The following is a 12,468-nucleotide window of genomic DNA, read 5'->3' as shown; positions in this document are numbered from 1 at the left end:
GATATATCATGGAACTATTACAAGGGAAAACATTTGTTGTTATGGGCGTTGCGAACCAAAGAAGTATTGCATGGGGAATAGCTCGCTCTTTGCATAATGCAGGTGCAAAATTAATATTCACATATGCAGGAGAACGTTTAGAAAGAAACGTTCGTGAATTAGCGGACACATTAGAAGGACAAGAATCACTTGTATTACCTTGTGATGTAACGAATGATGAGGAACTTACAGCTTGCTTTGAAACAATTAAACAAGAAGTAGGTACTATTCACGGTGTAGCACATTGTATTGCTTTTGCAAATCGCGATGACTTAAAAGGTGAATTTGTAGATACTTCTCGCGATGGATTTTTACTTGCACAAAATATTAGTGCATTCTCTTTAACAGCTGTAGCAAGAGAAGCAAAAAAAGTAATGACAGAAGGCGGAAATATTTTAACGTTAACATACCTTGGCGGCGAGCGCGTTGTGAAAAATTATAACGTTATGGGTGTTGCGAAAGCTTCATTAGAAGCGAGCGTGAAATATTTAGCGAACGATTTAGGTCAACACGGTATTCGTGTTAACGCTATTTCTGCAGGACCAATTCGTACGTTATCTGCAAAAGGTGTAGGCGATTTCAACTCAATCTTAAGAGAAATTGAGGAGCGCGCACCACTTCGTCGTACAACAACGCAAGAAGAAGTTGGCGATACAGCAGTATTCCTATTCAGTGATTTAGCTCGCGGTGTAACAGGAGAAAACATTCACGTTGATTCAGGGTATCATATCCTAGGATAAATATAATATTAAATTTTAAAGGACAATCTCTAAATGATGAGATTGTCCTTTTTATTTGTTCTGAGAAAGAACGATTTTTAACGAAAGTTCTTATCAGGTGATGAATATAACTATAATAGTACACGATTTATTTAGCTACGTATGGAAGTGGGAGGGACGAGTGTGAAGAATAAAAATAAAAGTTCAACAGTTGGAAAACCGTTGTTATATATCACGCAAGTAAGTTTAGAACTTGCTGCACCGAAAATAAAAAGGATTATTCTGACAAACTTTGAAAATGAAGATCAAAAAGAGCAAAGTAATAAACAAGAAAATATTGTAAGCAGTGCTGTGGAAGAGGTAATAGAGCAAGAACAACAAGAAGAGCAGCAAGTGGAAGAAAAAGTAGAAAAAATAGAAGAAAAAGAAGAACACGCAGAACAAGAAGAGGAAGAACTAGAACCAGTAAGAACTGTCCCGTATAATAAATCATTTAAGGATATGAATAATGATGAAAAAATTCATTTTTTACTAAACCGCCCTCATTACATTCCGAAAGTAAGGTGCAGAATAAAAACAGCTACAGTCTCATATGTTGGATCGATTATATCGTATCGGAATGGCATTGTATCTATTATGCCTCAAAATAGTATGAGAGATATTAGGTTGTCTATAGATGATATCCAATCGATTAGTATGGCCGGTTTTTAAATATGTAAAGGTGGTAGAAAGCTTCTACCACCCCAATAGTTTTTTAGTTTACTTAACGATAGAAACGTCGCGTAAGCATTGAATCGCACAGAAACAGCTTAAATCAACAGTAATACAAGTAGTTGTAGATATTAATCTTGCATTTGGTACAGCTAAAAACGTACAAATTGGATCGTCACCAGGTGGTACCGGAGAACTGTCACCTAAAACTACAGTTAATACACGTAGTACAGCACAGCTATCGTCATCTACACTTTCCACACGGAAAATTGGAGAACGGCAGCTAGTAAGGCTTGATGATGGTGCAAATGCTTCAAAAGGTTCTCCAGTTTTTGTGTATAAAATAAAAGGGCGTGTATTAGCTACTGATGCAGTATTGTGTGCACCTAAGAATGGGATTTCACAACCAGATCCACATGTTGTTGTAGAACAATCTTGTAATTCATTGATGAATTTTACAACGTCAACTACACAATGAGAAGAGCCATGGTGTTTATTTTCGTTACAACTCATTAATGTCACTCCTTATCTTCTTGTTTGTATTTACATTAATAAGATATTGGAGTCGAGGAGATTTGGTCACAATCTCAAGACCTTTTTTTTTAAATAGGCGAAAGAGGATAAGGGAAGGTGGAATCATGCTGTTTACAAGCTGGCTTTTATTTTTTATTTTTGCGTTAGCTGCTTTTAGGCTCACTCGTTTAATTGTTTATGATAAAATTACAGCCTTTTTGCGAAGACCATTTATTGATGAATTAGAGATTACGGAGCCGGATGGAAGTGTATCAACGTTTACAAAAGTGAAAGGTAAAGGATTAAGAAAGTGGATTGGCGAATTGTTAAGCTGTTATTGGTGTACAGGTGTATGGGTTAGTGCTTTTTTATTAGTCTTATATAATTGGATTCCTATCGTTGCAGAACCGTTACTTGCATTATTAGCCATTGCAGGAGCAGCAGCAATCATTGAAACGATTACAGGATATTTTATGGGAGAATAATATATTTTCATAATAAGAGAAAAAGCGGAGTTTAAAAGAATGAGGGAACGGAAATAAAGAGTTGTTCATATAGTAAATAGACAGAATTGACAGTAGAGGAGATGTTTGCTGTGAGCAATAATCCAAGGCAAAATTCATATGACCTGCAGCAGTGGTATCATATACAGCAACAACACCAAGCACAACAACAGGCATATCAAGAACAATTACAACAACAAGGATTTGTGAAGAAAAAGGGATGCAATTGTGGGAAAAAGAAGAACACAATAAAACAATATGAAGAATGAAACACTCATGCTACTGTGAGTGTTTTTTATTATATATAAAAAGCGGTATTTCTGTATTAGAAATACCGCTTTTTACTAGCTAATTTGTGCAACTGTTAATGCTGCAGCACGAATGTCTACAGTTCCAATTAACTGAACTGGCACAATTTGAATTAAGTCACCAGGATTTAAGTTAATAAGAATAACACCGCTGGATACGTCTACTTCACCAGTACCAATAACGTTAGAACGAACTGCTGTACCTGATCCAGGAATAATGTTAGCTGGTGTATTTAATGATAAGAAGAAACGACCAGCTTCTGGTGCAACAGGTGAGTTATCAAGACTAATTGTTAATGTATAACTGATTTGATAAATACCAGCTCGTAGAATTCGAATGCCATCTCCGACACTTACTGTATCATTTATTACAGGAACAGTAATATTTGGGTTTGGACTTACGCTAGGTAATAATAGTGGTGTAAATAGTGAAGCAAACTGAGGTGCAGACGCGTTGAAAGCAAAACCAAAGGCAGGTAGTGTACTAGCTGGCTTCGCCTCGCAATCGATTTTAGTAAATTCGCAATCAGAAGAGAACATGTTTTTCACTCCTTTATCTGTTTCTACTTTCAGTTAATGAAAAGGACAGGTTCTATGTTCTAGACAAGTTCCCAATTTTAAGAAATTTACATAAGAATACTCTTTAAGCATGGATTGGGTGGCAGAATTATCTGCCACCCAATCCATGCTTAACTCATTATTTAGTTTTAAATAGAAACATCGCGTAAGCATTGAATAGCGCAGAAGCAACTTAAATCAACAGTAATGCAAGTGGAGGTTGATATTAGTCTTGCATTTGGTACAGCTAAAAACGTACAGATTGGGTCGTCACCAGGTGGTACAGCGGTACCATCACCTAAAACTACAGTTAATACACGCAATACAGCACAGTCATCATCATCTATACTTTCTACGCGGAAAATGGGAGATCTGCAGCTAGTAAGGCTTGAAGATGGTGCAAATGCTTCAAAAGGTTCTCCAGTTTTTGTGTATAAAATAAAAGGACGTGTATTCGCTACTGATGCATTGTTATGTGCACCTAAAAATGGAACTTCGCAACCAGATCCACATGTTGTCGTTGCACATTCTTGTAGTTCATGTATAAAACGAACAACATTCGATACACAGTTGAAATCACACTCATGTTGATGATCTTCATTACAATTGCAGCTCATTATGTTCACTCCTTCTCGTGAGTTCTGACATACACTATTACAATATGAGTGGAATATGGCTGATATTACGTTAATTCTCACGATAAAAACAAGGAATTTATATAGGAGGGATGTACATAACGTGATATAAAAAAAAGACATCCTTATTTAGTGGATGTCTTTTCAGGTAAATCTTTTCGCACAGTATATAAAAAACGAGATATATCTAATTTCTTTCCTCTGAAAAATTGCGGAGAAGAAATATAAAGTTCTTCTTTCGCACGTGTAATGGCGACATACAGTAATCGGCGTTCTTCTTCTAACGCTTCAGAAGTTTCCGTAACACGATCATTTGCATCTTTTAAAGAAGAAGTGTGGGGCAGGATTCCATCACTCGCTCCAAGTAAAAAGACACATGGAAATTCAAGGCCTTTTGCGTTATGGATTGACATAAGTGAAACGGCATCTTTTTGCGGCATTGTTTTTAATGCTTCCATTTCTTTTTGACCTTGAATCGCCTCGTCGATAAATTGTAAATAAGCTGGAATATCGGTGAAACGAGTTGCAGACTCCATTAATTCTTCCAACATTTCTTCTTGTATGTCTTTATGCATCGTAAAGGAAGAACGATCGTTACTTTGTAAGTACTCTAAATATTTTCCTTTACCATGAATGATTTCTTTTAATGCTTTTTTCGGTTCTAATTCTTTAATAAACTTAATAAAATCGATGCGCTCATTTACCTTTTTCACTTGAAAAGGTTTTAAGCTTGGATTTAATAGTAAGAAATGAAGAAGAGAAGGGAAGCGTCCCTCACCATATTTCCATTGTTCACGTTCAATAAATGAAATACAATCATCACGTCCGATATACATCGTCGGCAATATGTTTGAAAGTGATTCTAGTCGAAACGGCTCAATCACGAGTCTTAAATGATCTAATACAGGCTTAATTAAAGAATGTTCATAAAATGATTGGCTCGCCCCGTGTTTAATAAACGGGATTTTATGAATGGTAAGCTGATCAAGTAACGAACGACTTACAGAATGTGTGCGATACAGTAAACAAAAATCTTTATAGTTTCGGTCACCGCTATCTACTTTTTCTTGAATGAGCTGCAAAATTTGATTTGCTTCATCAAGAGTGGTAGCAGGTCTTGCATAAAAAGGTTGTACACCTTCTTCACGAACGGAGTATAGCTCTTTATCAAAACGTTCTTGATTTAATTTTATAACTTCATTTCCAAGCCCGACGATAAAGGGATTGGATCGATAATTCGTATTTAGTGCAATGATTGTTGTGTTATCAAATTCTTTTGGAAAAGATAAAATAATTTGGTGACTTGCCCCTCGCCAGCCATAAATTGCTTGATCATCATCACCTGCGATGAACAAATTATTTCTTGGCGTGGCTAACAATTTTACAATTTCATATTGTGCATAGGATGTATCTTGAAACTCATCTACTTCAATGTAGTGAAAACGTTGTTGTAATTGAGTTAGTAAAGGAGCATTATTTTCTAACATGTAATATGTTTCCAATAAGATGTCATCGAAGTCAATATAATTGTATCGTTGTTTTACCTCTTCAAAACGTTCATATACTTCTTTAAATTCTTGTTCCACTGGTGTTTTCGCTTTTACATCTTTCGGACGATTTAATTTGTTTTTCTCAAGTGAAATCATCGCGAGCATCGTTTCCGCATCATAATCGTCTTTTAAACGCAATTCTTTTAAGATTTTCTTTATCATAATTTGTTTATGTTTTTCATTTGCTAAAATTTGCTGATTATAACCTTGACTACGAAGTAATTTTAAGAAAACAGAGTGGAATGTACCAGCAACAACGTAGCTACTTGCTGCATGATTCATACCTGGTAACTTCGCAACACGACTTCGGATTTCTTCAGCTGCTTTTTGTGTAAATGTAAGTAATAAAATATTTCGTGGATGAACTTGTTTTACATTTACTAAATAACCAACGCGAGTTGTTAAAACCGATGTTTTCCCGCTTCCAGCACCAGCTAGTGTAAGAACAGGACCTTCTGTTGTGCGCACGGCTTCTAATTGTTTTTCGTTTAAAAAAACATTTTGTTGTTCAAGAGCGCGGAAATAAGCCGCGTCTACATCTTCTTCCATAATTAAATGGGTAGATGTTTTCGGAATATGATATGTCGCACGCGGAATATCAGCGTGTGTTAACGATTTTTGTGAAAATTTTTCTTGTGTCATATGTTCACCTTCAAAACTATAGCATCAACATTTAACTTTAGCGGAAGAAAAAGAAAATAGCAATGTAAAAAAACAGGAGAGGTCACCTCCTGTTTTCAAATTACAATTTTTTTATCATTACAACGTGCGGGATATTTGCTTCCATAAATACATCAGAACTTGTTACATATCCAAGTTTTTTATAGAAATTTTCAGCATGTGTTTGAGCGTGAAGTTTCAATTTTGGTAGCGAATTTTCTTTTGCATACGCTTCAAGAGAATCCATAACAATTTTTCCAATCCCTTTTTTGCGATGGGAATTTAGCACGCAAATGCGTTCCATTTTTCCTATACCATCAAGGATGCGAAAACGTCCAGCACCAACTGGAACATCATTGTCATATATAACAACGTGTGTTGAAGTTTCTTCAAACTCATCGTACTCTTCTTCAGCAGAGACACGTTGTTCATTTACAAACACTTGTTTACGTACAGAGAATGCATCTCTTAGTTGTTCGTCCGTTTGTACAATCTGTGCGTGCAAATTAGTTGTTCCCCTTTCCAAGACGGAATGTTTCGTGTACAGTCCATGTTCCATTTTCTAATTGATATAGAAGATGGAAACGATCAATTGGTTGTTCGTAATAGAAATCTTTCATACGTAATCGGCCCAACACATCAGCATGCTCTGCATCTGATAAGCCTTGTCCGATTGTTAAATGAGGTACGAAAGCATATTCGCGTTCTTGCGTGAATAACCCGCTATGCATTTCTTCATTTAAGAAAGTAAGTTCAGGTGTTTTTTCTACTTTAAAGTAAAGGACGTTATTAACAGGTGCGAAAGAACCAACTTTCCCAACATGAAGGGTGAAAGGGTTCGTTTTACTTGCGATTGTATGTAACTCGTTTACAATCGACTCTAATTGTTCATCTTGCGCCTCAAAGGGTGTTTTCAATGTAATATGTGGCGGAACTAATGCGTAGTGCGGGTCATAACGTTTACGCAATCCGTTCGCTTTATCTTGAATCATTTTAGATGGAAAAATTACAATGCCTAATTTCATGTTCCAATTCCTCCCTTTGTAAGTCTAGTTAGATTTTGAGATAAATAAATCTCTTTATCTATTATATCAAATTATTCTGAATACTGCTCTCTATTATTTCATTGATAGAATATGAGAGAAGGCTTTCGGTAAATCAGTCTGCCAATATTTCCAAGTATGATTGCCTTCAAATTCCTCGTAATGCGTGATGAAGTTTCTATCTGTAAGAAGCGTATTTAACTCACGGTTCGGCCCTACGAAATCAGATACTTGTCCATCAGTACGCTTTACAGCCGTTTCTTCTGTACCGATGACGTGATACAGTTCTAACGCCTGTGGATCTTTGAATTCTTTTGCTAAGTTCATCACTGTCTCATCCACAAATGGTGATTGCATAACGACTTTACCGAATGTATGCGGATACATAAGTGCAGTCATAAAGGAAACTGTTCCGCCAAGAGAATCACCAATTAAAACACGACCTTTTCCCATTTGATACGTTGGATAATTTTCATCAATATATGGTGCAAGTTCATGAGCAAGGAAACGAATATATGCAGCATTTTTCACTTCATTTGGGAAATATTTTTTTTTACGATCATGTACATTTTTATATGGAATACCGACAATAATTGTACGGTCAATTTCTTCGGTTTCACGAAGGCGCTCAATTACACGGTGCGCTTTACCGAGCTGAAAATAATCTCTACCATCTTGTGCAATTACAACTGTATGTTTGTGCAGTGGTGTGTAATTTACTGGTAAATAAACGAGAAGTGTAACATCTTCTTGAAGTGATGCGCTATAAAATGAAATTTCTTCAATTCTCCCTATTGTTTGACTCATGTAGATCCCCCTAAATAAAAATTTACTGTAACGATTGTAAGAGCGACGCTTGTAGTGAAAAGGAAAGAAATATTCACTAATTGGTGCCTTAATTTCTATTTTACCATAATGGTACGAAGAATCTAAAAAATTAGTATTTAAGTTACGAAAGAAAACGGATATAATGAAGTGGGATTTTTGACAGGTGAGAGGGGAGACAGGATTTGAAACAAGAAAAATCAATCGCACTACCATTGGCTATTTCTATAATTGCTATTTCCTTTGCAGCAGTTTTTGTAAAGATGTCCTCAGCACCATCTTCAATATTAAGTATGTACCGATTATGGATTATCGTACTTATTATGCTGCCTATCGTATGGAAAAAAAGAGAGGAATTTAATAGGATTCAAATGAAAGATTGGGGCTTTTTAATTGGATCTGGTTTCTTTTTAGCACTTCATTTTCTTTTATGGTTTGAATCTTTAAAGCATACAACAGTTGCTAGTTCAACAATTATTTTGGCGCTTCAACCAATCGTATCTTTAGTTGGAGGTTTTTTTCTATTTAAAGAAAGAACAACATATTCAGCCATTGCAACGATGGGAATCGCTATTTTGGGAGTAATGTGCATTGGTTGGGGAGATTTAGGTTTAAGTAAGCAAGCAATTTATGGTGACATATTATCCTTTCTAAGTGTAATAGCGGTTGTCGGTTATTTATTTATCGGGCAAACGACAGTGAAGAAAGTATCGCACTGGATTTATAGCTTTACAGTCTTTGCGTTCGCAGGTCTTTTTATGGGGATTTATAATATCATATTACAAGTACCCTTTACAGGTTATACGAAGTGGGATTGGACTGTTTTTCTTTTACTTGCGGTTGTGCCGACAGTGTCACATGTAATTAATAACTGGCTATTAAATTATGTAAATGCAACGACAATTTCAATGAGTATTTTAGGAGAACCTGTTGGAGCATCTATACTTGCGTTCTTCTTACTTGGAGAAAAATTAAATGCAATGCAAATTATCGGTAGCATGCTCGTATTGTTTGGTGTCTCTGTTTTCTTACTGCAGCAACAAAAGCGAACAGCAAAAAATGTCGTAAACGAGCCGGTGTATACACAGGAATTATAGTGTTAGGGGAGAAAAGAGAAGTTGTGATACTTCTCTTTTTGTTTTATGGAAATACGGGTGTAGAAGGGGGAGGAAAATGGAATTTCCATCAAAAAAAGATGTATGGTTACATCCAATTTTTTTTATTGTTGTAGGCGCCTGTTTTGCTCCTATATTTGCAGGGAGAGAATATTTCCTTTTGTTTTTTACAATTCCATTAGCAATGTTGTTTAGTTGGAGTTGATTTTTGGCAAAATATATTGCCGGGAAAGAAACAATTACGATTAGATCGGGTCTCGTTACAAAACGTATATTTATACGAGATATAAAACAAATTTCAAATACGAAAAATCCAATAGCAGCTCATGCATTATCATTTGAACGACTTGAAATTGTTTACGATACACATAAAAACAGAAATTATTTCTCCAAGAAATAAAGAACAATTTATTAACCTTGTAAAAAGTAAAAACTCAAATATTGAAACAAAGTAAAAGAGTGGCTACGAAGCCACTCTTTTACTTTGGGTTTGTCATATAAGGTTGTACGTGAATGACACATAGGTCACGGAATTTGCCTTCAGCAGTTGTAACAATTACGACTGCTTTACCTGCACTTTTTCCAGTAATCGTCACGGTGTCACCTTTTGGATATATGGTGATGATATCAGAATTCATATTTGACCAAATAAGCTCTTTATTCGTTGCTTGTATTGGCAAAGTAGAAGCTGCTAACACAATGTTTTGTCCCGTTTTTATTTTTAATTTATGTTTTTCCATATGAACACCGATGACTGAAATAACAGAAGGAGCAATTGAAATTTTAGGCGGGTTAGGTTGCATGTTTAAACAAGACGCAGAAGTATTTGTGATAGGTGAAAATTTTCGTGTTTGTTGTTGCTGGAAAGCTGCTAACATGTTGGAGTCCCCTTTCTGTATAAGTGCTGATACTCATACTATAAAGGAGTAGTGTTATGTTAAATTTAACGAAACATAAAGAATTTGTTAAATTTGATAAGAAGATTGTCGAACTGTAAAAAATCTCTGCTGTTACGATAACAGCAGAGATTTTTTTATAAATTATGACGATGTTGTTTTTCGAAATCCTCAAATTGCTCTTCAACTTCTTTTGAAGGTTGTGTTAGTAAACTAACAATTACGATGGCTAGTAAACTAATAGCGAAACCTGGAATCATTTCATATAAGAAATCTTTTAAGAATTTGAATTGAGTCCAGATAATAACAGTAGCGGCACCAGAAATCATACCAGCAAGCGCGCCCCATTTCGTCATACGTTTCCAATATAAGCTTAATAAAATAGCAGGTCCGAATGAAGAACCAAAACCAGCCCAAGCGTATCCAACAAGAGCTAAAATCGTATCATTTTGTTTAAACGCTAAAGCGCACCCAACTAATGCAATAACAAGTACAGCCATACGACCGACAAATACAAGTTCTTTATCAGATGCAGAACGTTTGAAGAATGTACGATATAAGTCTTCCGTTACGGCACTAGAAGTAACGAGTAACTGAGAGGAGATTGTACTCATAATCGCTGCTAAAATTGCGGCTAATAAAAATCCAGTAATAAGTGGGTGGAATAAAATTTTCCCAAGTTCAAGGAAAATTGTTTCTGGGTTAGATAATGTTAACTCTTGTTGTGAATAGTAAGCAATACCAATAAGACCAGTAAACATAGCTCCGACAACAGAGAAAATCATCCAGCTCATACCAATTCTTCGTGCGCTTTTAAGTTCTTTTACAGAAGCGATTGCCATAAAGCGTACGATAATATGAGGTTGTCCGACATAACCAAGGCCCCATGCGAATAGAGAAATCATTCCTAAAGTAGAGGCACCTTTAAAAATATCTAGACGTGTTGGATCTACAGATCGAATTGTATCAAATGCAGGTCCAAGTCCGTTCGAATTCATAATTGTTACGATAGGAACAAGAATAAGAGCAACTACCATAATGATTCCTTGCACGAAGTCTGTCCAACTTACTGCTAAGAAACCACCAAATAATGTGTAAGCTACAACAACGCCTGCTACAATGAATAATCCAACATGATAGTTCATGCCAAATGAATTTTCAAATAATACAGCGCCTGAAACTAATCCTGAAGCTACATAGAAAGTAAAGAAAATCATAATAACAAGTCCAGATACTAAACGTAGCATATGAGATTTGTCGTGGAAACGGTGTTCCAAAAATTCTGGGATAGTAATAGAGTTATTTGCAATTTCTGAGTAGGTACGTAAGCGAGGAGCGACATAAAGCCAGTTTGCGTATGCGCCTAGTGTTAGGCCGATCGCAATCCAACTACTACTTAATCCAACGCTAAACATTGCACCGGGTAATCCCATTAAAAGCCAACCACTCATATCGGATGCTCCAGCACTTAATGCTGTTACTGCGGGGCCTAGTGTACGCCCGCCAAGCATATAATCTGTTAAGTTGGACGTTCGTTTGTAGGCGAAATAGCCAATTACTAACATCCCGAGCATGTAGATAGAGATCGAAGTTAAAGTTAACATCTGCGTACTCATGTAGTTCCCCTTCCTTTTGTCATGTCTTTTGATGCGTTATGCATATTTATAATCTATCATGATTATTCTGAAAAATCCATATAGAAATATGAATTTTCAGAAATGTAAGCGTTTTTTGATGTCATTTTACTTTTTTAATATATAATATTCATACAAAAAACCTTATTTTTAATAGAGTATTTATTATATTTACATAAAAAGAGGTTGTTTTGTCAATATAATATTGAAAGGAAAGAAAAATAAAATTTTTAAAAAAGTATTGACTTGTGAAAAAAGTCAGGTCTATAATGAGTGCAACTTAAAAAAATGCAAGCGTTGATGAAGAAGAGTACACATGATGAACATGTCAGAGAGCTGATGGTTGGTGCGAATCAGTATGGAATTGATGTGGAATGGGCTTCGGAGCTTCCAAACCGAAACGAAAGAAGTAGGCTTTGGCGACATGATCTCATCGATACAAGAGACACGTATTGTTTTTGATACGGTAAAGTGCGTTACATTTGTAACGAATTAAGGTGGCACCACGGGAGTACCCGTCCTTTCTATAGGATGAGTACTCCCTTTTTGTGTATAAAAAATTAAATAAATGAAATCGTTTAAGTAAGAAGAGTACGTATATTGGAGACGTTACAGAGAGCCGGGAATAGGTGGGAGCCCGGTACGGTGCCATATACGGAATGGGCTTACGAGAGGTATGCTGAACAATTGTTTTCAGTAGGCAACCCGGGTTCCGCCGTTACAAGGATAAGGTATAAATTTTGTACCTGAACAAAGCGG

General features: G+C 36.0%; 14 protein-coding genes, 1 pseudogene and 2 other annotated features (1 of these 17 cut by a window edge). Of the genes and pseudogenes, 6 read left to right on the top strand and 9 right to left on the bottom strand.

Annotated features, from left to right (window positions below):
• The first annotated feature begins 8 nt into the window (after positions 1-8).
• Together fabI and IQ781_RS09400 are read left to right on the top strand one after the other, a co-directional pair.
• Entirely contained in the window at positions 9-779 is a 771-nt protein-coding gene (gene fabI / locus IQ781_RS09405; RefSeq protein WP_000421886.1) for an enoyl-ACP reductase FabI, read from the top strand.
• Positions 780-920: 141 nt separating this feature from the next.
• Positions 921-1,469 (top strand): spore coat CotO family protein, encoded by a 549-nt coding sequence (locus IQ781_RS09400; protein ID WP_072770188.1) that lies wholly within the window; start codon positions 921-923, stop codon positions 1,467-1,469.
• Positions 1,470-1,517: 48 nt separating this feature from the next.
• Here IQ781_RS09400 and exsY read toward each other — a convergent pair whose 3' ends face one another.
• A complete protein-coding gene (gene exsY, locus IQ781_RS09395) occupies positions 1,518-1,982 on the bottom strand; it encodes an exosporium assembly protein ExsY (RefSeq protein ID WP_001277744.1) in 465 nt (154 codons plus the stop codon).
• A 125-nt stretch (positions 1,983-2,107) separates the two neighbouring features.
• Here exsY and IQ781_RS09390 point away from each other — a divergent pair, with 125 nt between their 5' ends.
• The gene (locus IQ781_RS09390) at positions 2,108-2,467 is read left to right on the top strand and encodes a DUF1360 domain-containing protein (protein ID WP_000899662.1); all 360 of its coding nucleotides are present in this window, start codon (positions 2,108-2,110) and stop codon (positions 2,465-2,467) included.
• 101 nt (positions 2,468-2,568) lie between these two features.
• The gene (locus IQ781_RS09385) at positions 2,569-2,754 is read left to right on the top strand and encodes a hypothetical protein (RefSeq protein WP_029948404.1); all 186 of its coding nucleotides are present in this window, start codon (positions 2,569-2,571) and stop codon (positions 2,752-2,754) included.
• A gap of 75 nt (positions 2,755-2,829) precedes the next feature.
• Here the strand turns inward: IQ781_RS09385 and exsF are convergent, their stop codons facing one another.
• The 6 genes from exsF to IQ781_RS09355 all read right to left on the bottom strand — a co-directional run bounded on the left by exsF (position 2,830) and on the right by IQ781_RS09355 (position 8,046).
• Entirely contained in the window at positions 2,830-3,333 is a 504-nt protein-coding gene (gene exsF / locus IQ781_RS09380) for an exosporium protein ExsF (RefSeq protein WP_000492939.1), read from the bottom strand.
• 167 nt (positions 3,334-3,500) lie between these two features.
• On the bottom strand, positions 3,501-3,968 hold the full coding sequence (gene cotY / locus IQ781_RS09375; RefSeq protein ID WP_001277719.1) for a spore coat protein CotY: 468 nt from the start codon (positions 3,966-3,968) through the stop codon (positions 3,501-3,503).
• A gap of 143 nt (positions 3,969-4,111) precedes the next feature.
• Entirely contained in the window at positions 4,112-6,178 is a 2,067-nt protein-coding gene (locus IQ781_RS09370) for an ATP-dependent helicase (protein WP_000191199.1), read from the bottom strand.
• A 100-nt stretch (positions 6,179-6,278) separates the two neighbouring features.
• A complete protein-coding gene (locus tag IQ781_RS09365) occupies positions 6,279-6,701 on the bottom strand; it encodes a GNAT family N-acetyltransferase (protein WP_000543297.1) in 423 nt (140 codons plus the stop codon).
• 1 nt (position 6,702) lies between these two features.
• Positions 6,703-7,221: a YjcG family protein gene (locus IQ781_RS09360; RefSeq protein ID WP_000765863.1), complete on the bottom strand. Its 519-nt coding sequence runs from the start codon at positions 7,219-7,221 to the stop codon at positions 6,703-6,705.
• Between the two features lie 93 nt (positions 7,222-7,314).
• A complete protein-coding gene (locus IQ781_RS09355) occupies positions 7,315-8,046 on the bottom strand; it encodes an alpha/beta hydrolase (RefSeq protein WP_242808292.1) in 732 nt (243 codons plus the stop codon).
• 203 nt (positions 8,047-8,249) lie between these two features.
• Here IQ781_RS09355 and IQ781_RS09350 point away from each other — a divergent pair, with 203 nt between their 5' ends.
• The gene (locus IQ781_RS09350; RefSeq protein WP_139847275.1) at positions 8,250-9,161 is read left to right on the top strand and encodes a DMT family transporter; all 912 of its coding nucleotides are present in this window, start codon (positions 8,250-8,252) and stop codon (positions 9,159-9,161) included.
• A 76-nt stretch (positions 9,162-9,237) separates the two neighbouring features.
• Positions 9,238-9,634, top strand: a pseudogene (locus IQ781_RS09345) (PH domain-containing protein).
• 24 nt (positions 9,635-9,658) lie between these two features.
• On the opposite strand, the gene IQ781_RS09340 reads toward IQ781_RS09345, so the two are convergent.
• Both IQ781_RS09340 and putP read right to left on the bottom strand, forming a co-directional pair.
• Positions 9,659-10,057, bottom strand: a complete 399-nt coding sequence (locus IQ781_RS09340; RefSeq protein ID WP_000878731.1) for an Ig-like domain-containing protein — start codon at positions 10,055-10,057, stop codon at positions 9,659-9,661.
• Positions 10,058-10,212: 155 nt separating this feature from the next.
• Positions 10,213-11,691: a sodium/proline symporter PutP gene (gene putP / locus IQ781_RS09335; RefSeq protein ID WP_000107208.1), complete on the bottom strand. Its 1,479-nt coding sequence runs from the start codon at positions 11,689-11,691 to the stop codon at positions 10,213-10,215.
• 306 nt (positions 11,692-11,997) lie between these two features.
• Positions 11,998-12,235, top strand: a binding site (T-box leader).
• A gap of 42 nt (positions 12,236-12,277) precedes the next feature.
• Positions 12,278-12,468, top strand: a binding site (T-box leader); it runs 54 nt beyond the window's last position.

Source organism: Bacillus sp. N447-1, assembly GCF_022701035.1.
Taxonomy (GTDB): domain Bacteria; phylum Bacillota; class Bacilli; order Bacillales; family Bacillaceae_G; genus Bacillus_A; species Bacillus_A cereus.
This window is presented reverse-complemented; position numbering and strand designations above follow the sequence as displayed.

Coding starts and splice junctions, on each gene's coding strand:
- IQ781_RS09370 (WP_000191199.1), bottom strand. CDS start 6,178: ATGACACAAGAAAAATTTTCACAAAAATCGTTAACACACGCTGATATT.
- exsF (WP_000492939.1), bottom strand. CDS start 3,333: ATGTTCTCTTCTGATTGCGAATTTACTAAAATCGATTGCGAGGCGAAG.
- cotY (WP_001277719.1), bottom strand. CDS start 3,968: ATGAGCTGCAATTGTAATGAAGATCATCAACATGAGTGTGATTTCAAC.
- IQ781_RS09390 (WP_000899662.1), top strand. CDS start 2,108: ATGCTGTTTACAAGCTGGCTTTTATTTTTTATTTTTGCGTTAGCTGCT.
- putP (WP_000107208.1), bottom strand. CDS start 11,691: ATGAGTACGCAGATGTTAACTTTAACTTCGATCTCTATCTACATGCTC.
- IQ781_RS09340 (WP_000878731.1), bottom strand. CDS start 10,057: ATGTTAGCAGCTTTCCAGCAACAACAAACACGAAAATTTTCACCTATC.
- IQ781_RS09355 (WP_242808292.1), bottom strand. CDS start 8,046: ATGAGTCAAACAATAGGGAGAATTGAAGAAATTTCATTTTATAGCGCA.
- exsY (WP_001277744.1), bottom strand. CDS start 1,982: ATGAGTTGTAACGAAAATAAACACCATGGCTCTTCTCATTGTGTAGTT.
- IQ781_RS09385 (WP_029948404.1), top strand. CDS start 2,569: ATGTTTGCTGTGAGCAATAATCCAAGGCAAAATTCATATGACCTGCAG.
- IQ781_RS09400 (WP_072770188.1), top strand. CDS start 921: ATGGAAGTGGGAGGGACGAGTGTGAAGAATAAAAATAAAAGTTCAACA.
- fabI (WP_000421886.1), top strand. CDS start 9: ATGGAACTATTACAAGGGAAAACATTTGTTGTTATGGGCGTTGCGAAC.
- IQ781_RS09360 (WP_000765863.1), bottom strand. CDS start 7,221: ATGAAATTAGGCATTGTAATTTTTCCATCTAAAATGATTCAAGATAAA.